Annotated in this window: 17 protein-coding genes; 6 read left to right on the forward strand and 11 right to left on the reverse strand. The window is 61.1% G+C overall.

The genetic code is table 11. From position 1 onward, the window contains the following. Positions 1 to 120 precede the first annotated feature (120 nt). Complete coding sequence (gene clcB / locus ACJ8J5_RS11700) at positions 121 to 1,422, forward strand: voltage-gated ClC-type chloride channel ClcB (protein ID WP_025302717.1); 1,302 nt, start codon at positions 121 to 123, stop codon at positions 1,420 to 1,422. On the opposite strand, the gene ACJ8J5_RS11705 is transcribed toward clcB, so the two are convergent. Beyond that, positions 1,419 to 1,811, reverse strand: coding sequence for a helix-turn-helix domain-containing protein (locus ACJ8J5_RS11705; protein WP_043143268.1), 393 nt, complete (start codon positions 1,809 to 1,811; stop codon positions 1,419 to 1,421). The two genes, clcB and ACJ8J5_RS11705, sit on opposite strands and share 4 nt — an antisense overlap. Before the next feature lie 69 nt (positions 1,812 to 1,880). Here ACJ8J5_RS11705 and ACJ8J5_RS11710 point away from each other — a divergent pair, with 69 nt between their 5' ends. After that, complete coding sequence (locus tag ACJ8J5_RS11710; protein WP_043143271.1) at positions 1,881 to 2,375, forward strand: DUF2938 family protein; 495 nt, start codon at positions 1,881 to 1,883, stop codon at positions 2,373 to 2,375. Positions 2,376 to 2,380: 5 nt separating this feature from the next. Here ACJ8J5_RS11710 and bioD read toward each other — a convergent pair whose 3' ends face one another. The 3 genes from bioD to ACJ8J5_RS11725 all read right to left on the reverse strand — a co-directional run bounded on the left by bioD (position 2,381) and on the right by ACJ8J5_RS11725 (position 5,458). After that, positions 2,381 to 3,046, reverse strand: coding sequence for a dethiobiotin synthase (gene bioD / locus ACJ8J5_RS11715; RefSeq protein ID WP_025302714.1), 666 nt, complete (start codon positions 3,044 to 3,046; stop codon positions 2,381 to 2,383). A gap of 144 nt (positions 3,047 to 3,190) precedes the next feature. Continuing rightward, entirely contained in the window at positions 3,191 to 4,408 is a 1,218-nt protein-coding gene (gene mlc / locus ACJ8J5_RS11720; RefSeq protein ID WP_414104657.1) for a sugar metabolism global transcriptional regulator Mlc, read from the reverse strand. Between the two features lie 159 nt (positions 4,409 to 4,567). Beyond that, a complete protein-coding gene (locus ACJ8J5_RS11725; RefSeq protein WP_414104658.1) occupies positions 4,568 to 5,458 on the reverse strand; it encodes a LysR substrate-binding domain-containing protein in 891 nt (296 codons plus the stop codon). 147 nt (positions 5,459 to 5,605) lie between these two features. Between ACJ8J5_RS11725 and ACJ8J5_RS11730 the strand changes: the two genes are divergently transcribed. Continuing rightward, positions 5,606 to 6,874 (forward strand): MFS transporter, encoded by a 1,269-nt coding sequence (locus ACJ8J5_RS11730; protein ID WP_414104699.1) that lies wholly within the window; start codon positions 5,606 to 5,608, stop codon positions 6,872 to 6,874. Between the two features lie 51 nt (positions 6,875 to 6,925). Here ACJ8J5_RS11730 and ACJ8J5_RS11735 read toward each other — a convergent pair whose 3' ends face one another. Together ACJ8J5_RS11735 and ACJ8J5_RS11740 are read right to left on the reverse strand one after the other, a co-directional pair. Next, positions 6,926 to 8,212 carry a glycoside hydrolase family 10 protein gene (locus ACJ8J5_RS11735; RefSeq protein WP_187181957.1) on the reverse strand — a complete coding sequence of 429 codons (1,287 nt, stop codon included), beginning with the start codon at positions 8,210 to 8,212 and terminating at the stop codon, positions 6,926 to 6,928. 126 nt (positions 8,213 to 8,338) lie between these two features. Then, positions 8,339 to 10,135, reverse strand: a complete 1,797-nt coding sequence (locus ACJ8J5_RS11740) for a glycoside hydrolase family 3 N-terminal domain-containing protein (RefSeq protein WP_442520480.1) — start codon at positions 10,133 to 10,135, stop codon at positions 8,339 to 8,341. Positions 10,136 to 10,501: 366 nt separating this feature from the next. Between ACJ8J5_RS11740 and tus the strand changes: the two genes are divergently transcribed. Then, a complete protein-coding gene (tus, locus tag ACJ8J5_RS11745) occupies positions 10,502 to 11,440 on the forward strand; it encodes a DNA replication terminus site-binding protein (RefSeq protein WP_049295509.1) in 939 nt (312 codons plus the stop codon). Here tus and ACJ8J5_RS11750 read toward each other — a convergent pair. From ACJ8J5_RS11750 to ACJ8J5_RS11760, 3 genes are all read right to left on the reverse strand, one after another. Beyond that, positions 11,430 to 11,798 carry a VOC family protein gene (locus ACJ8J5_RS11750; protein ID WP_141997958.1) on the reverse strand — a complete coding sequence of 123 codons (369 nt, stop codon included), beginning with the start codon at positions 11,796 to 11,798 and terminating at the stop codon, positions 11,430 to 11,432. The two genes, tus and ACJ8J5_RS11750, sit on opposite strands and share 11 nt — an antisense overlap. A gap of 90 nt (positions 11,799 to 11,888) precedes the next feature. Further along, positions 11,889 to 12,578 (reverse strand): helix-turn-helix transcriptional regulator, encoded by a 690-nt coding sequence (locus ACJ8J5_RS11755; protein ID WP_025302706.1) that lies wholly within the window; start codon positions 12,576 to 12,578, stop codon positions 11,889 to 11,891. A gap of 1 nt (position 12,579) precedes the next feature. Further along, on the reverse strand, positions 12,580 to 13,470 hold the full coding sequence (locus ACJ8J5_RS11760) for a LysR family transcriptional regulator (protein WP_025302705.1): 891 nt from the start codon (positions 13,468 to 13,470) through the stop codon (positions 12,580 to 12,582). Between the two features lie 102 nt (positions 13,471 to 13,572). Here ACJ8J5_RS11760 and ACJ8J5_RS11765 point away from each other — a divergent pair, with 102 nt between their 5' ends. Then, entirely contained in the window at positions 13,573 to 14,238 is a 666-nt protein-coding gene (locus ACJ8J5_RS11765; RefSeq protein ID WP_414104660.1) for a peroxiredoxin-like family protein, read from the forward strand. A gap of 49 nt (positions 14,239 to 14,287) precedes the next feature. Here the strand turns inward: ACJ8J5_RS11765 and fumC are convergent, their stop codons facing one another. Then, a complete protein-coding gene (gene fumC, locus ACJ8J5_RS11770; protein ID WP_025302703.1) occupies positions 14,288 to 15,685 on the reverse strand; it encodes a class II fumarate hydratase in 1,398 nt (465 codons plus the stop codon). A 231-nt stretch (positions 15,686 to 15,916) separates the two neighbouring features. After that, a complete protein-coding gene (locus ACJ8J5_RS11775; RefSeq protein WP_414104661.1) occupies positions 15,917 to 16,249 on the reverse strand; it encodes a hypothetical protein in 333 nt (110 codons plus the stop codon). 476 nt (positions 16,250 to 16,725) lie between these two features. On the opposite strand from ACJ8J5_RS11775, the gene manA reads away from it, so the two are divergent. After that, complete coding sequence (gene manA / locus ACJ8J5_RS11780; protein ID WP_025302701.1) at positions 16,726 to 17,904, forward strand: mannose-6-phosphate isomerase; 1,179 nt, start codon at positions 16,726 to 16,728, stop codon at positions 17,902 to 17,904. The last annotated feature ends 77 nt before the right edge of the window (positions 17,905 to 17,981 follow it).

Raw genomic sequence — 17,981 nt, forward strand, 5'->3', positions numbered from 1 at the left:
GCCGGGGCGCTCGCCGCCCCGCCTATGCCGCAGTTTGCTAAAGATTCACTGGTCATCGGCCGGAGCGCCAAGCACAATGCGCTGATGACCCTTTGATTTTTCTCACGACGCCGCCCACGCATGAAAAGATTGGTCCACCTGCACCACTATCGCGCCCTGCTGCGCAGCCTGCTTATCGCCGTGTTTATCGGCGTCGCCGCCGCCCTGGCGGTGTGGCTGTTCCACCGTTCGATGATTGGCCTCGAGTGGCTGCTGCTCGGCAATGCCGACGGCAGCCTGGTGGCCGCCGCCGCCGCGCTGCCCGGCTGGCGACGCGCGCTGACGCCCGCGCTGGGCGGTCTGGCGGCGGGCCTGCTGCTGTATATTCACCAGCGCTACCGCCACCAGCGTCCGGCTGCGCCCACCGACTATATGGAAGCGATTGAGACCGGCAACGGCAAGCTGGATACCGGCGCCAGTCTGGTGAAGTGTCTGGCGTCGCTGCTGGTGGTGTCGAGCGGCAGCGCCATCGGCCGCGAAGGCGCGATGATCCTGCTGGCGGCGCTGGTGGGCTCGTTGTTTGCCCAGCGCTTTACGCACGAGAAAGAATGGAAACTGTGGGTGGCCTGCGCTGCCGCCGCCGGGATGGCCAGCGCCTATCATGCGCCGCTGGCGGGCAGCCTGTTTATCGCCGAGATCCTGTTCGGCACCCTGATGCTGGCCTCGCTCGGCCCGGTGGTGATCGCCGCAGTGAGCGCCCTGCTGATGACCAACCTGCTCAACGGCGGCCAGGCGCCGCTCTACCTGGTGACGCCGCTATCCGCCCCTCTGCCGACACAATACCTGCTGATGGCGCTGGTCGGCGTGGTGGCCGGCGCCGGCGGGCCGCTGTTTTTATGGCTGATGACCGCCACCGGCCGCGCGTTCCGATCGCTGCGTTTGAAGCCGCCGTTGCAGCTGGCGTTGGGCGGCCTGATCGTCGGGCTGCTTTCGCTGCTGTTCCCACAGGTGTGGGGCAACGGTTACAGCGTGGTACAGGCGCTGCTGATTGCGCCACCGGGGGTGTTGCTGCTGGGGGCGATCCTGGTATGTAAACTGTTGGCAATCCTTGCCAGCAGCGGGTCGGGAGCACCCGGCGGGGTCTTCACCCCGACGCTGTTCGTCGGCGCCGCGCTCGGCTCGATCATCGGTCAGCTGTTTGGCCTGTGGCCGGGCATGGATGCGGCGGTGCCGCTGCTGCTGGCGCTGACCGGCATGGCTACCCTGCTGGCCGCTACCACCCATGCGCCGATCATGGCGGCGCTGATGGTGTTTGAAATGACCGGCGAATACGCGCTGCTGCCCGGCATTCTGCTGGCCTGCGTGATCGCCACCACCGTGTCGCGCGGCCTGCGACCGGTGTCGGTGTACCACACGGCGCCGCCGCCCAAACGCGAGGCTTAGAACTCACCCTGCTGCAATATTTTCCTGAACTGCGGGCACTGCAGGTGCTCGGGTTCAGGACAATCGACCATGTGCCGCAGCCCATCGCGCACCTGCATCAGGCGCTGGATATGGCGATCCAGCTCATCCGCCCGCGCCGCCAGCAGCCCGCGATCGATCGCGATTTGGCCCCGTTCGTCAAACAAGGCACTCATCTCATCCAACGTAAAGCCGGCCAGGCGCGCGAGCGCAATCAGCCGCAGTTGATCGAGCACCCCGGCGGCGTATTGACGGCGCAAACCGTGGCGACCTATCGACGCGATCAGCCCCTTTTTCTCGTAATGCCGCAGCGCAGAAGGCGCGACTCCGCTCAGGCGCGCCACCGCGCCGATATCCAGTTCTTTTGCCATTGACTTGAAGCCGACTTTAAGTTGCACACTGTGCGCACATTATCACGTCACTGAGTTAAGGACACCCGTATGACCCCCGATATGTTAGTGCGCATCCTGTTAACCGGCGCCGGCGCCACCCTCTGCATGGATTTGTGGGCGTTGCTGCTGAAGCGGCGCTTCGGCATCCCTTCCCTCGATTACGCGCTGGTGGGCCGCTGGTTTCTCGGCATGTTCGACGGCCGCTGGTTTCACGCCACCATCGTCACGGCGCCGCCGCGCCAGGGTGAGAGAAAAATCGGCTGGATACTGCACTACGCCATCGGCTTGGCGTTCGCCTTTATCCCGCTCGGTTTGGCGGGCATCGAGTGGTATGCGGCGCCGGAACCGCGCATCGCGCTGTTGAGCGGCTGGCTAAGCCTGGCGGCGCCGTTTCTGGTGATGCAGCCCGCGCTGGGCTTTGGCGTGGCGGCGGCGAAAACCGCCAATCCGCGCAGAGCGCGGCTCCTCAGCCTGCTCACCCACACGGTGTATGGGCTGGGCCTGCTGATCGCCGCCCGATTGTTGGCGACGTTCTGTGCCTGAATGGGCTACAGCAACGTGGAAATATCGAGGTAGTGCGCCAGTTCGCGCTGCTCCGCGCGCGGCAGATACGGAATTTCACCCAGCAGCGGCGCGGAAATGCGCTGTTGCAGCGCCGTGATGGTTTCGGCGTAGTGCGCCAACCCCGGATTGATGCGGTTGGCCACCCAGCCCAGCAGCGGCAGGCCGTCGTTGATGATCGACTGCGCGGTCAGCAGCGCGTGGCTGACGCAGCCCAGCTTGATGCCCACCACCAGCACCACCGGCAGTTGCTCCTGCACCACCCATTCGGCGTACGGCCGCAGATCGTTCATCAGCACGCGCCAGCCGCCGCTGCCCTCCACCACCACCGTATCGGCTTTGGCGGACAGATCCCGCAGGCCGCTGCTCATCAGGCCATAGTTGATATCCTCGGTCGCATGCGCGTGAAACACCTCATCCAGACAAGTGATGGGGTTGATCTCCTCGTAGGACAGCGGCAAGGTTGAAGATGCCTGCAACACCAAAGCGTCTTTATTGCGGATGCCCTCGCTGGTTTCCTGGCAGCGCGCGGCGATCGGCTTGTAGCCGGCCACTGAACGGCCTTCGGCGGCCAGCGCCTGCATCAACCCGCGGGAAACCACGGTTTTACCGACGTCGGTATCCGTGCCTGTCACAAATAAACGCTTCAACATGAATAAAATGCCCCAGAATGCCCCGTTAACAATGTGTCGCCGCATCGGCGGCGAAGAAGTCTTTCGGAAAAATTCTAGGGGATGCTGCCACGTAGGGGCTTGAGGTAGCTCAATCTTTTGCGGGATTAATAAGAAGTTCTGATGTTAGCCTTGCAGCAATTGCACCAGCAGCGAACCGTTGTACAGCGCCTCTTTCACCAGCGCGGCGCCGGGCATGGTGCCCTTATTGAAGAACTGCGTGGATTCGACCTTGACCTGCTCGCTGTAGGCCGGCAGCGCCTGCTGGCGAATGCAGGACGCGATGGCCGGGTGCAGGATCTCCGCCGCGCGGTTGAGCGGCGAGCCCACCAGGATCTTCTCCGGATTGAACAGGTTGACCATGATCGCCAGAATGCGCCCCACGCTGTGGCCGACGCCGAGAATGATGTCCCGCGCCAGCTGATCGCCCGCCAGCGCGGCGTCGCACAGCGATTCAACGGTCAGCGGCGCGCCGTGCAGGCTGGAGCTCATCGAACCGCTCAGCCGCTGCTGGGCGATCTCCAGGATGTTCTCGATGCTGGCTACGGTTTCAAGGCAGCCGTGGTTGCCGCAATAGCAGCGTTTGCCGTACGGATCGACCTGGGTGTGGCCGATCTCCACCACGCTGTGGCTGCCGGCGTGCAGCACGTGGCCGCCGGTGATCACCCCGGCGCCGACGTTGTGGTCGATCACCACCTGAATCACGTTCTGGCTGCCGCGCGAGGCGCCATACAGCGCCTCGGCCATGGTCCAGGCGCTGATGTCATGCTGCAGGTAAACCGGCAGGCCGGTGCGGGTTTCCAGCGCCGGGCCGAGCGGCATCTCCAGCACGTCGTAAAACGGCATGCGGTGCACCACGCCGGACTGCACGTCGATCATGCCCGGCAGCGTGATGGCGATCGCCGTCAGCCGCTCCAGCTTGCTTTGGTGGCGGATAAAGAATTGGTCGACTTCGGTCAGGATGCGTTTCAGCAGCGGTTCAGGGGGTTCGGCCGCCAGCGGCAGCAACTCCTCCACCACCAGTTTGCTGCTGAGATCGCGTAGCGCCAGCGTGATGCTGCCGCGGCTGATACGGGCGGAAAGGTAATGCCAAGCCTCGGTGTCCAGCACCAGCCCCACCGCCGGGCGGCCCCGGCTGCCGATTTCCTGGTACTCGGTTTCCTTGACCAGATGGGCTTCCAGCAGTTCGCGCACGATCTTGGTGATGCTGGCGGGCGCCAGCTGTGCGCGTTTTGACAGTTCGATACGCGAAATCGGACCCAGCTGATCGATTAGCCGATAAACCGCCCCCGCATTGGTCTGCTTGATTTGATCGATATGCCCAGGCTGCCCAACCGCAATCACAAACCGGCTCCTACTATTTTTCGCGCTTCTAAATAAAGACTAGGGGTTATGGTGGGGCTTTTGTCATACAGCGTCAACTATTTGATTCGTTATGTGATTTGCTGCACAAATTCCTCGCAATTTCAGCGCGAATTGATTTTTATTTGCCCAACCTCAACGTCATTTCAGCATCAACGCCATCAGCGCCTGCGCCGCGGCGGTCAGCGGCCGGCGGCGGTGATGAACCAGCCAAACTTCGGTGGTGGCGTCCGGCTCCGCCAGCGGCAAATAGCGCACGCCGTCCACCCGCACTCGGGCGAATGACGCTGGCAAAATCGACACCCCCAACCCGGCGGAGACCAGCCCGATGATGGTCATCGCTTCCCCCACTTCCTGGGTGATATAGGGAGTAATGCCGGCCTTGCCGAGCAGCAGCAGAATTTCGTCATACAGCGCGGTGCCCACTTCGCGCGAGAAGAACACGAACGGCTCCTGCGCCAGGTGTTGAAAACGCAGCGCGCCGCCGGGCGTTTCCGCCAGCGGATGCCCCTCCGGCACCACCGCCACCAGCGGTTCGCGCAGCAACAGCTGATAGTGCAGCACTTCCGGCAGCCGCGTGTTGCGCATCACCCCCAGATCCAGCTCACCGTTCAGCAGCGGTTCGATCTGCTGTTTGGTGTTGATTTCGCGCATTTTGATATGCACCTGCGGGGACTGCTGACGAAAGGTGCGCAGGCTGCGCGCCACCACGCCGATAAAGGGCGCGGAAGAGGTAAAGCCGATGGTCATTTCCCCCAGTTCGCCACGATCCAGACGCGCCGCCTTTTCCGCCGCGCGCCCGACCTGATCGAGCACCTGGTAGGCTTCTTTGAGGAACATTTCCCCGGCCTGGGTCAAACTGACGTTGCGGTTGTTGCGCGCCAGCAGCCGCGCGCCGACCATCTCTTCCAGCGCCTGGATTTGCTGGCTGAGCGGTGGCTGGGAGATCCGCAACCGCTCGGCGGCACGGCCAAAATGCAGCTCTTCCGCCACGGCAATAAAGTAACGCAGGTGTCTCAGTTCGATATTCATATTTAAAACATCTTAATTTGAATTATTAATATATTAGACAAAAAATTCGCCACTCCCTATCATTTTGTTATCTGCAAAGTGTCTGTTTATCTCCCCGAAGTTCGGTAAGGAAACGCTGTGACAACCCCTGTGCGTTCTGCGGCCGTGATGCCGTCGACGCTGGCCGCCAACGATGACGCGGCCGCTGCGCCAAAAGTAAAACGCTCCACCCTCAACAACAAACTCCCCTATATCGAACGCGGCACGCCGCAGTTTATGCGCGTAACGCTGGCGCTGTTTTCCGCCGGGCTGGCGACCTTCGCGCTGCTCTACTGCGTGCAGCCGATCCTGCCGGTGCTGTCGCAAGACTTCGGCGTATCGCCGGCGGAAAGCAGCCTGTCGCTTTCGGTCTCTACCGGCCTGCTGGCGATCGGCCTGATGTTCACCGGGCCGCTGTCAGACGCCATCGGCCGTAAATCGGTGATGGTGGTAGCGCTGCTGCTGGCGGCGGTCTGCACGCTGATCTGCGCCTTTATGACCAGTTGGCACGGCATTTTGCTGATGCGCGCGCTGATCGGCCTGTCGCTGAGCGGCGTGGCGGCGGTCGGCATGACCTATCTCAGCGAAGAGATCCATCCCAGCTTCGTCGCCTTCTCGATGGGGCTATACATCAGCGGCAACTCGATCGGCGGCATGAGCGGTCGCCTGGTGACCGGGGTATTGACCGACTTCTTCTCCTGGCGCGTATCGCTCGGGGTCATCGGCCTGTTCGCCCTCGCCGCCGCCTGCATGTTCTGGCGTATCCTGCCTGCCTCGCGGCATTTTCGCGCCAGCTCGCTGCGCCCGCGCACCCTGCTGATCAACTTCAAGCTGCATTGGCACGATAAGGGCCTGCCGCTGCTGTTCGCGGAAGGTTTCCTGCTGATGGGCAGCTTCGTCACCCTGTTCAACTATATCGGCTATCGCCTGCTGGCGGATCCTTACCACCTGAGCCAGGCGATTGTCGGCCTGCTGTCGGTGGTGTACCTCACCGGTTCCTACAGCTCGCCCAAGGCCGGCGCGCTCACCTCGCGCTTAGGACGTGGCCCGGTGCTGCTGGCGTCAATCGTGATTATGCTGATCGGGATCCTGATTACCGCGCTGCCGCAGGTGCCGGCGATCTTTATCGGCATGATGCTGTTCACCGCCGGTTTCTTCGCCGCCCACTCGGTGGCCAGCAGCTGGATTGGCCGCCGTGCGCGCCGCGCCAAAGGCCAGGCGTCGTCGCTGTATCTGTTCTGCTATTACGTCGGCTCCAGCGTGGCCGGCACCCTCGGCGGCGTGTTCTGGCACAGCTTCGGCTGGAATGGCGTAGCGGCGTTTATCAGCCTGATGCTGTTGCTGGCGCTGCTGGTGGTGCATTACCTGAAACGCCTGCCGGAAGCCGCTCGTCTTTGAAAAGAAAAAGCCGCGGCGATTTGCCGCGGCTCGTCCTGCCAGTGCCTGTGATTATTGACCGGTTTTCCAGCGGGTGCGCAGGTACTCCACGGCCTTATCCGTTTGCGGCTCGGTCAGATAGCGTTGCCGGAACAGGATGGTTCCCCCCATCCCCGGCAGGCTCTCGTTGAGATCCAACTGCCTTTTCAGCTCGGGAACGCCGCCATCGACGGTCCAGGCCGGCTCGCTGGCCGATGGCGTGCCCACTTTATACAGCGCCACCCCGGCATAGAGCCGAACCGGCGTGCCTTTCACCACCTCGGCCCACCAGTTGGCCAGCACGTCGTAGCGGACAATTTCACGATCAAAAGGCCAATACAGCTGTGGTGCGATATAGTCGAGCAGCCCCAGTTTTACCCACTGGCGCGTATCGGCATAGGCCGTATCGTACGATGGCGCCCCTGCCCGCGTCGCCGAGCCGGCAGGATCGTCCGCTTGGTTTCGCCATACGCCCGCCGGGCTGACGCCAAACGCAACCGCGGGTTTCAACGCTTTGACGGTGGCTGAAACCTGTTTTATCAATTGCAGCGTGTTGTCCCTGCGCCAGGCGGCTTTGTCTGCAAACCCTTTGCCGTAGGCGCGATACGTCTTCCCATCATCCAGCGGCGATTGCGGCGTTTCATAATAGAAATAATCGTCAAATTGAATGCCATCGACATCATAGTTTTTGACTATTTCAGCCACTACGCCAGTGATCCAGTTGCGCACGTCGGGTAAGCCAGGATCGAGCACGAAGCGGTCGTTGGCCGTGCGGATCCAGTCAGGATGCAGCGCATAGACGCTGGCCGGTGGGGACTGCAACGTCTGATTAAGTGCATCAATCGTTTGCTGTCGGGTATTCATGGAAACCCGATAAGGGTTCAGCCAGGCGTGGACCTTGATACCGCGCCGGTGCGCTTCTTGCAGCATAAAGGCCAGCGGATCATAACCCGGATCCTGGCCCACGGTGCCGGTCAAGACCTCAGACCAAGGCAAGATGTCAGAACGCCACAGGGCCGTTCCGTCCGGTTTAACCTGAAAATACACTGTGTTAATCCCGGTTTTCACCATGTCGTCCAGCGCATCCGTCAGCCCCTGCTGCTGCAGGCGCACCCGCTCTTGCGCCGTTTCCGCTTTCAGGGAGGCCGCCGGCGGCCAGTCCAAGCCAATGACCGTGGCCAGCCAGATGCCCCGCATCGGTGTAACCGGCGGTGTCGGCTGTGCAGGTTTCTCCGGTTCGGGGGGCTTGGCGCATCCGCTCACGCCCAGCATGGCGGCCATCAACAGCCATCCGCCTAGTTTTGTTGCGCCTGTCGGCATAAATATTCTCCTTCCGTGAGTGACGGTTATCCCATGTCGTTTCGTGCAGAGCAAGAAACCGCCCGCTTTCTCAACGCGAGCAAGCTGCCGGCGTCGCCCTTTCTGACGACGCCGGTACTTGTCCCATTACCAGCTCAGCCCGGTCCCGCGAGGGAATGCGATCTTGCCCGTGTTGGTCTCCACATCGTAGTCATGCCAGGTGTTGACCGGCAGTTTTCCGTGCGGTGTGATTTTTCCCGTCAGCACCTGTGCCAGAGATATCATCGAGGGACCGCGCCACACGCCGCTGTCATACCCGTAGTAAGAATAGGTGGCGACGGCCGCCTCCACGTCTGCGGCATAGTTCACGATATCGTAAGGTGCGCGCAGTGAGAGGTGAACGCGCTTTTTCCCCTGTTCGGCGGCGTATTTCAACCAGCCCAGATAAGGGCTGCTGTCATTACTCGCTCCGGTTGCGGAGGTAATGACCCCATCCTGTTCAGCAGGCGTAAAGCGGGTCGAAAGCGTGCCGAGCAGGAACACGTCGCAATCGGCAATGTGCGCCCTGACCTGAGCATCGCTCAGTTCCGTTTCCTTCGCGGCAACGACGTTCTGGTAGCCTTCCTGTGCCATCACGTTAGCGATGCCTTTGGCCTGCTCACCCCACGGGGTCAGGATAAAATAGCGCAGCGCTTTGTCTTTCAACGGCAGCAGGCTGTGACGGTTGATAACCACGGTAATGGAGCGATCGGCAATGCGCTTTTCCAGCTTGTGCGCTGACAACGCGACGTCGTTGGAACAAGGTTTATCGCTATGCCCCATCAGGCCATGGCGTAATTTCAGGCGCAAAATGCGCTCGACCGAGGCATCGATATCAGCCTCGCTGAGATGCCCCGTTTTCACCCTTTCCGCAAGATAACGAATCAGGTCCGGCAGCAGGTTAGCCTGGGCCGGCGAAGCGATGCTGACAGGCATCAGGGCGATATCCACCCCGGCGGCAAAGACGTTTTCAGCCGCCCCCTGTTGGGTGAAGTGCTCAGCAATCGCGCCCATATCCAGCGCGTCTGAAATCGTTACGCCGGCATACCCCAACTCATTGCGCAGAATCTGTGTCTGAATTTCATGCGACATGGTGGCCGGCACCGTGATTTTATCACCGTTGCGGGTGTCGATCTGGCGGTTGTCCAGAGCCGGATACTGAATATGCGCGGTCATGACCATGTCCGGCGCCGCGCAGCGATCGATAGCTTGCTTATAGGGGGCGATATCGATGGCAAAAGCCTCTTCCCGCGTGCGATCGACGCGCGGCAAACCGGTATGCGAGTCGGTGGAGGTGCTGCCATGGCCAGGGAAGTGTTTGTAAGCGGTGATCAGCCCTTGCTGCTTCATCCCCGCCACTATTTTCTCGGCCAGGCGGGACACGGTGTTCTTATCATCGCTGAAGGCGCGAACGTTAATCACCGGGTTGAACGGGTTGGTGTTGACGTCCACGACCGGGGCAAAGTTGGTATTGATATGCAACGCGCGCATATCCTGGGCCATCAGCTTGCCCTGTTCAACGGCGAGCTGTTTATCCGCACCGTCCTCAATCGCCGCCGCCAGCGCCATATTGCCGGGGAATGAGGCATAGTCGCCGCGCGGCAGCCGGAAAACGTTACCGCCCTCATTATCCGTGCCGATAAACAGGCGAATGCCGGCGTGCGTTTTCATCGCGGCATACCAGGCCGTCAACGTTTTGATCTGCTGCTTGTCTTTAAGATTATTGGCGAACAGGATCACCCCGCCCACGTGGTTATCGGCGATCAGCTTGCCAATGGCTTCATCGGGAACGGTCATATCCTGATTGCTGCTACCGTTCCGATCCCAGTAGCGAAAATCCAGCATGATTTTTTGCCCGATCTTCTCTTCCAGCGTCATGTTTTTGACTTTCTGTTTAATATCCACAGTAAACCTCCTGTTAAAGCACCCGTTAATGACAGAAGAAAAGATAACCCCAAGGGCTCATAGCGTCCTGCCATTCTGTTTGTTCCAGCGATTGGACAACGGCAAACAAGAAATGGATTAAACAGAAGACAAACGAACAGCAAAAAATCCATCAATGAATCAAAACTATAAGAAGACCAGGTTTATTTTCGACAATCACGCTTACCCGCATGTGTGGCAGACGAGCGAGAGAATTCCCCCTGCTGCCCGCCCTATTTCCCCCTGGTAAGCCGGGCGGGCAGTTAAGCCGAGTATTTCCCCATCGCCGATGTTGCCCCCAGCCTGCTACTCTCCTATAGTATGTTGTAACTAAAATAGGAGCGTACGATGAGCAGATACGATGTGATTGGCCGAATGAATGCCTGCTTTGTCGAGCTAGAGCAGGCGCTGGGCGCATTGCAGCAGCAGATCACCCCGCTGCGCTTGCTGGCAGCGCGGGTGTTCAGCCTGCCGGAGGTTGAAAAAGGCCAGGAACATCAGGCTATCTCGCATATCGCGGTCGAACAGCATGTGGGACAAGCGGCGCGCGATCTGGCGCTGGAGCATTATCAGCGGCTGTTCATCCACCATAACCGGGAGAATGTCAGCAGCAAGGCCGCCGTGCGCCTGCCCGGCGTTATCTGTCTGGCGGTGGAGCAGCCGGAATATCTGACGCTGCAGGCGCAGCTGGCGCTGATCAACCGCCTGAAGGGCGAACTGGAGCAGATTATCACCGTCGATTCCGGTCTGGCGCCGGAGCAGCGTTTCGAATTCGTGCACACCCATTTGCACGGGCTGATTACCCTCAGCGCCTACCGCACCCTCACCGCCCTGACCAACCCCGACTCGGTGCGCTTCGGCTGGGCCAACAAGCACATCATCAAAAACGTCAAGCGGGACGACATCCTGGCGCAGCTGGAGAAAAGCCTGAAAGCCGGCCGCGCGGTGCCGCCGCACAGCCGTGAACAGTGGGCCGCCCTGGTCAGCCGCGAAATAGACGATGTCAGCCGTCTGCCGCAGCACGCGACGCTGAAAATCAAGCGGCCGGTCAAAGTACAACCTATCGCCCGCGTGTGGTATCAGCAGCAGCAAAAGCAGGTGCAGCACCCCTGCCCGCTGCCGCTGATCGCCCTGTGTCAGGTAGAGAGCGGCGCCGCAGTGCCAAAGATTGGCGAGCTGCTCAACTACGACGTCGACGCGGTGAAACACCGTTACAAACCCGACGCCCGACCGCTGCGGCTGCTGGTGCCGCGCTTGCACCTGTATGCCGATGACGCTACTCGTTGAGGGCATATACTCGCAGGCGATGGCCGTCCGGATCCCGTGCGACGAAGGTGTAACCGAATTCCATCTCGGTCGGCGTTTGCTCGATAGGCAGCCCGAGTTCGCGCCACTGGTTATAGCGCGCTTCGACCTCATGCGGATCCTGGCACAAGAAGCCCAGCTCACCGCCGCCGCCGGTCAACGTGGCAGCGGGTTTTACCCCCTGTTTGGCCCACATCCCCAGCTTGAAGCCGTTGTTGAGCACAAACAGGGCGAAGCCGGGAGAAAGCTCTACCGGCGCCTGTCCCAGTAAACGTTGATAAAAGGCGGCACTGTTCAGCGGATTGTCGACGTAAAGCAGGGTCATGCTGGGAAGGGTCATCGGTCTGTCCTCTGGATGATGGGAACCGGCCGGTTCCCGATAGGCACAGACTAAGGCGCGCGACTGACAGTTTATGGCAGCAGCGTGCCGCTATTGCTCCGCAATGCCCTCGCTGAGGCGCCACTCTTTCAGCAGCCGCCGCCGTCCGCGCGGATAGCGCGGTTCCAACGGCGTGGCGGCCTGGATGCGATCGAGGCGAAAATGACGAAAGGCCTGGCGTAGCTCGCACCAGGCGACCAACATCTGGAACTGGTCGAAAAAGCCCAGTGCAAAGGGCCACAGCAGGCGTTCGCTGCGCTGCCCCGCCAGGTCAAGATAGTCGATATGCAGCTTGCGCTCGCGGCGGATGGTGTCACGGATCAGCACCCGCAGCTCATCCGCCACCGGCGGCGCCTGAACCGGCGCTATCAACAACGTGTTGGCCTCAAGCTCCTCCCGCAGTGCCGGCGGCAGCACGTCGGCGATCTTGGCCAGCGCCTGGCCCGCCGCACTCGCCAGCTGACTGTCGCCGTGGCGGCTGACCCAGCGCATCCCCAGCACCAGTGCTTCTGTCTCCGCCTGCGAGAACATCAGCGGCGGTAGCATGAAGCCGGGGCGCAGCACATAACCGACGCCCGCCTCGCCGGCGATCTCCGCCCCCTGCTGCTGCAGCGTGGCGATATCGCGGTACAGCGTGCGCATGCTGATGCCCAGCGTCTGCGCCAGCGCATGGCCCGCTACAGGATAACGGTGGCTACGCAACAGCTGCATCAGATCGAGTAAACGTTGTGCGCGCGACATATCACGGCTCCCTGCATAACGCGGTTTGGACAAAATCGGCAAAGGCCCGCGCCTTGGCCGAAACGAAATGGCCGCCGGGGAACACCGCCCACAGCGCCAGCGGCGGCAGTTGCCAGTCCGCTAAGGCCGCAATCGCCGCCCCGCTTTGCAGCTCGTTGCGAAACATGCCTTCGCTGGCGACGGTAGCACCGAAGTCCGCCATCACCAGCTCGCGCACGCACTCCGCCGCGTTGACCCGCATGCGCCCTGGCAGCCGCAGCGTGCGCTGTTCCTCTCCACGGCTGAAGCGCCACTGCTCGCCGCCGCCACGGTGATGGTAAATCACCATCTCATGCTGCAACAGATCTTCCGGCCGCTGCGGCATACCGGCAGCGGCAAAATAGCCGGGCGTGCCGATCACGCATTGCTTTACCTCACCCAGCTTGCGGGCGGTAAAGCCGGAATCCTCCAATTCGCCAATACACAGGGCAATATCGATGCCCTCTTCAATCAGCGACAAATTGCCGTCATCCAGCAGCAGATCGACGTTCAACCGCGGATTGGCGCGCATAAACGCCGTCAAATCAGGCAAGGGAACGATGCGGGCGAACACTGCCGCCGAAGCGACCCGAAGCCGGCCGCTCAGGGTCTCGCCAGCGCTCTGCACCAGCGCTTCGGTCTCCGCCAGCTCGTTAAGGATACGTCGGGTGCGTTGATACAGCTGCTGTCCCGCATCCGTCGGCTGCAGGCCGTGGGTCGAGCGCAGCATCAGGCGCGTGCCGAGCTGCTGTTCCAGCCGCGCCACCGCTTTTGAGACCGCCGGCTGCCCCACATGCAGCCGCCGCGCTGCCGCGGTAAAGGAACCGCTCTCGTAAACGCAGGCATAGGTTTCGTAATCGGCAAATTTACCCATGACATTCCTTGATGGAATAACGGTTAGCATTATTGCAGTCTACACGCGCCATTTAGGAATGGGCAAGATGAGCGCTCCCCCTCATTCCCATCAGGAGAACGCATGACACTGCAAGACAAACTCGATGCCTTCAAAGTGGCATTCGAAACCGACCAACTGCCGTTCAAACTCGCGGCGCAAGATCACGCGCTGATGCGTGAGGCGACCCAGGCGCAGATCGCGTCGGGCATTACCGAATGCGCGCTGACGGTCGGCGACGCCGCGCCCGGCTTTATCCTACCGGACAGCGAAAACCGGCCATGCTCTTCCGCGGCGCTGTTGGCGCAGGGCCCACTGGTCATCAGTTTCTATCGCGGGGTCTGGTGCCCTTACTGTACGCTCGATCTGCAGGCGCTGCAGGCCGCACTCCCCGCCATCACGCATCATGGCGCGCAGCTCGTGGCCATTTCACCGCAGAGCGCGGTGCATAACCGCCAGGCCGCGCGCGATCACGATCTCACCTTTCCGCTGCTCAGCGATGCAGGCAATCGCCTGGCGGCTCAATTCGGCCTGCGTTACCGCCTGCCGGACGCGCTGATCGCCCTGTATCAACAGCGGCTCGGCCTCGATCTGGCGCAGTTCAACCAGGATGACAGCTGGACGCTGCCGCTGCCGGCGCGGTTCGTCATTACTCCCGATGGCCGTATTGTCTACGCCGAAGCGCACGCCGATTACACCCGGCGGCCGGAGCCGCAGGCGCTGTTGTCGGTGCTGGAAGGATTGGCCTGATAAAGACGGGGCGCAAACGCGCCCCGTTAAGAGATGGTGATGAACGCGGTTACTTCTGCATGCTGCCGACCATCGCCTCCGGGCGTACCCATTCATCGAACTGCGCTTCGGTCAGATAGCCGAGCTTCAGCGCTGCGGCTTTCAACGTCAGCCCTTCCTTGTGCGCTTTCTTGGCGATTTCCGCCGCTTTGTCATAACCGATATGGGTGTTGAGCGCCGTCACCAACATCAGCGATTCATTCAGCAACTGGGTGATGCGATCGCGGTTCGGTTCGATGCCCACCGCGCAGTGCTCGTTAAAGCCCTGCATGCCGTCGGCCAGCAGGCGAATCGACTGCAGGTAGTTGTGGATCACCATCGGGCGAAACACGTTCAGCTCGAAGTTGCCGGAAGCCCCGCCGATGTTCACCGCCACGTCGTTGCCCAGCACCTGCGCGCACAGCATGGTCATCGCTTCGCACTGGGTCGGGTTGACCTTGCCCGGCATGATGGAGCTGCCCGGCTCGTTCTCCGGGATCGAGATCTCGCCGATGCCGCAGCGCGGGCCAGACGCCAGCCAGCGCACGTCGTTGGCGATCTTCATCAGCGAAGCCGCCAGCCCTTTCAGCGCGCCATGCCCTTGCACCAGCGCATCGCAGGTCGCCAGCGCTTCGAACTTGTTCGGCGCGGTGACGAACGGCTGATGGGTCAATTCCGCCAGCGCTTTAGCGACGCGCACCGCGTACTCCGGATGGGTATTCAGGCCGGTGCCGACCGCCGTGCCGCCCAGCGCCAGCTCGGCGATGTGCGGAATACTGTCCTCGATGTGTTTCAGATTGTGCGCCAGCATCGCCGCCCAACCAGAGATTTCCTGCCCCAGGGTCAGCGGCGTGGCGTCCTGCAGGTGGGTGCGGCCGATTTTAACGATGTCGCGGTAGGCTTCGGCCTTGTCGCTCAGCGTCTTGTGCAGCACTTTCAGCTCGGGGATCAGGTGCTCGCGCAGCGCAATCACCGCCGCCACGTGCATCGCGGTGGGAAACACGTCGTTGGAGCTCTGGCTTTTATTGACGTCGTCGTTCGGATGCACCTTGCGCTCTTCACCGCGCACGCCGCCCAGCAGCTCGCTGGCGCGATTGGCCAACACTTCGTTCATGTTCATGTTGGTCTGGGTACCGGAGCCGGTTTGCCAGATGGACAGCGGGAACTGGTCAGCATGACGATCCGCCAGCACTTCGTCGGCGGCGTTGATGATGGCGGCACCCCGCTCGGCCGGCAGCAGCCCCAGATCCACGTTCACCTGCGCGGCGGCGCGCTTGGTCAACGCCAGCGCGTGGATCAGCGCGGTCGGCATCTTTTCGGAGGAAATACGGAAATGCGCCAACGAACGCTGGGTTTGCGCGCCCCACAGCTTGTCGGCCGCGACTTCGATGGGGCCCATAGAGTCTTTTTCGATACGAACGCCTGCCATCATGATCTCCTTAGCATAATTCCTAAAATTGTAGGGTTAGGCCGACGCGCTACCCCCCCGTCGGCATGCACTCCCAGTATAGTGACATAATAACTATTCGCATTAAGAGAGTTATCTCACAGCACGTTTCATCTCTTTTACCCATCAATGACGCGGTTATTTTCCGCCGGTTAACCCGCGCCGAAATAAACGGCCGGAAATGAGTCCGGAGAATAAAAATGTGGGTAGCCATTAACGCGGATGACGCGAATTAAAATTATTGATGCGTTGCGCCTGTAAATGATTGAGCTCATCGATACGTTGTTGCTGCAGATGATTGATCTCGTCATAGGCGCCCTGCCGTTCATTATGCCGATACGCCCCGGTCGCCACCGCGCCGGCGGTAAGTGCCAGCGGGTGCGCCACGGGTGCGATCGCGGTGGGAACTGCTACCGGCGCGGGTGCAACGACGATCGGTGCCGGCGCGATCACCACGGCGCGCGGAGCCGCGTAGGGATAGGCGACAATCACCGCCGCCTGAGCTGCGCCGGTGCAAAAGCCCAACAACAACAACAGTTTTTTCATGCAACAGACCTCTTGTTTCGTTAAATCGACTCGTTGGCCGTTACGGTAAAGGGGTCTGACGCGCCGGTTTAAGCTCGGCGTGTGATCGCCCGGCGCAGCGCGAAAATAATAATAAGGGAATGGCTCAGACGGTAAAAAATAAATTCAGCCGACATAGTTTGACATGCTGAAGAATAAATAATGACGCAGGATAAGCGGGCTATCGGCAATAACCCATTCTCCCAAAGAATAATCTTGCGACGGATTTTCTGGGCCGCGTTGAGACCTGCGCACCAATTGAGACGCCGATCGTTATCACGCTATACTTTGGCCCCGTTGCCGGGCGCGACGTTATCCGGCGATGTTTTGATCGCGCCCATGATTTTTCCTGCCGACGCGAGGGTATGATGGTCGTCGGCATAGATTGAGTTAACCGTATAAAATCAGAAGGTTAATTGCCAATAGTGCGGCAATGACGCAGAAGGACGTTTATCGACATGCAAAAAATGACCAACGCGGTACAGAATTACGCTTGGGGCAGCCACGACGCGCTGACCCGTCTTTACGGCATCGCCAACCCGGATAATCAGCCGATGGCCGAACTGTGGATGGGCGCCCATCCCAAGAGCCCTTCCCGCGTGCCGGGCGCCGACGGTGAACTGCGTTCGCTGCGCGATCTGATCGACGAAGACCAGCCAAAACAGCTGGGCGCCAACGTCGCCAGCCGTTTTGGCGAGTTGCCGTTCCTGTTTAAAGTGCTGTGCGCCGATCAGCCGCTGTCGATCCAGGTCCACCCGAGCAAAGCGGCGGCCGAGGTCGGCTTCGCGAAAGAGAACGCCGCCGGCATCCCGCTGAGCGCCGCCGAACGCAACTACAAAGATCCCAATCACAAGCCCGAGCTGGTGTTCGCGCTGACGCCGTTCCTGGCGATGAACGGTTTTCGTGAATTGGCCGATATCGTTTCCCTGCTGCAACCTATCGCCGGCGCGCACCACGATATCGCCGCCTTCCTGCAGCAGCCGGACACCGCCCATCTGTCTACCCTGTTCGCCAGCCTGTTGACGATGAGCGGCGAGCAGAAGTCGCTGGCACTCGGCGTGCTGAAAGCCGCGCTCAACAACCAGCAGGGTGAACCCTGGGATACCGTGCGGTTCATCGCCGGTTTCTATCCGGACGACAGCGGCCTGTTCTCACCGCTGCTGCTGAACGTGGTGCAGCTCGCGCCGGGCGAAGCGATGTTCCTGTATGCCGAAACGCCGCACGCCTACCTGAAAGGCGTGGCGCTGGAAGTGATGGCCAACTCGGATAACGTGCTGCGTGCCGGCCTGACGCCGAAATTTATCGACGTGCCCGAGCTGCTGGCCAACCTGCAGTTTCGCCCGCAGCCGGCTTCCGGCCTGCTGACCCAACCGGAGCGGCGCGGCAACGAGCTGTTCTTCCCGATCCCGGTGGAAGATTTCGCCTTCTCACTGCACGATTTGACCGCCGCGCCGCAGGCGCTGGCACAGCGGAGCGCGGCTATCGTGTTCTGCGTCAGCGGCGAAGCAACGCTGGAAAAATCCGGGCAGCGCCTGACGCTCAAACCGGGTGAATCCTGCTTTATCGGCGCCTTCGAATCCCCGGTCAACGTCAGCGGCAGCGGCCGCATCGCCCGGGTTTATAACCAACTGGCCTAACCGTTGATAAATTTCAGCAAATTGCTTGCTGAAAGCGAGAGCTGCCCCCACAATTGAACGCCTGCGGGCGTTTTTTG

Origin of the sequence: Serratia sp. CY43202 (genome assembly GCF_052168755.1) — a bacterium.
GTDB classification, from domain to species: Bacteria; Pseudomonadota; Gammaproteobacteria; order Enterobacterales; family Enterobacteriaceae; genus Serratia; species Serratia bockelmannii.

Coding starts and splice junctions, on each gene's coding strand:
- clcB (WP_025302717.1), top strand. CDS start 121: ATGAAAAGATTGGTCCACCTGCACCACTATCGCGCCCTGCTGCGCAGC.
- ACJ8J5_RS11705 (WP_043143268.1), bottom strand. CDS start 1,811: ATGGCAAAAGAACTGGATATCGGCGCGGTGGCGCGCCTGAGCGGAGTC.
- ACJ8J5_RS11710 (WP_043143271.1), top strand. CDS start 1,881: ATGACCCCCGATATGTTAGTGCGCATCCTGTTAACCGGCGCCGGCGCC.
- bioD (WP_025302714.1), bottom strand. CDS start 3,046: ATGTTGAAGCGTTTATTTGTGACAGGCACGGATACCGACGTCGGTAAA.
- ACJ8J5_RS11725 (WP_414104658.1), bottom strand. CDS start 5,458: ATGAATATCGAACTGAGACACCTGCGTTACTTTATTGCCGTGGCGGAA.
- ACJ8J5_RS11730 (WP_414104699.1), top strand. CDS start 5,606: ATGCCGTCGACGCTGGCCGCCAACGATGACGCGGCCGCTGCGCCAAAA.
- ACJ8J5_RS11735 (WP_187181957.1), bottom strand. CDS start 8,212: ATGCCGACAGGCGCAACAAAACTAGGCGGATGGCTGTTGATGGCCGCC.
- tus (WP_049295509.1), top strand. CDS start 10,502: ATGAGCAGATACGATGTGATTGGCCGAATGAATGCCTGCTTTGTCGAG.
- ACJ8J5_RS11750 (WP_141997958.1), bottom strand. CDS start 11,798: ATGACCCTTCCCAGCATGACCCTGCTTTACGTCGACAATCCGCTGAAC.
- ACJ8J5_RS11755 (WP_025302706.1), bottom strand. CDS start 12,578: ATGTCGCGCGCACAACGTTTACTCGATCTGATGCAGCTGTTGCGTAGC.
- ACJ8J5_RS11760 (WP_025302705.1), bottom strand. CDS start 13,470: ATGGGTAAATTTGCCGATTACGAAACCTATGCCTGCGTTTACGAGAGC.
- ACJ8J5_RS11765 (WP_414104660.1), top strand. CDS start 13,573: ATGACACTGCAAGACAAACTCGATGCCTTCAAAGTGGCATTCGAAACC.
- fumC (WP_025302703.1), bottom strand. CDS start 15,685: ATGGCAGGCGTTCGTATCGAAAAAGACTCTATGGGCCCCATCGAAGTC.
- ACJ8J5_RS11775 (WP_414104661.1), bottom strand. CDS start 16,249: ATGAAAAAACTGTTGTTGTTGTTGGGCTTTTGCACCGGCGCAGCTCAG.
- manA (WP_025302701.1), top strand. CDS start 16,726: ATGCAAAAAATGACCAACGCGGTACAGAATTACGCTTGGGGCAGCCAC.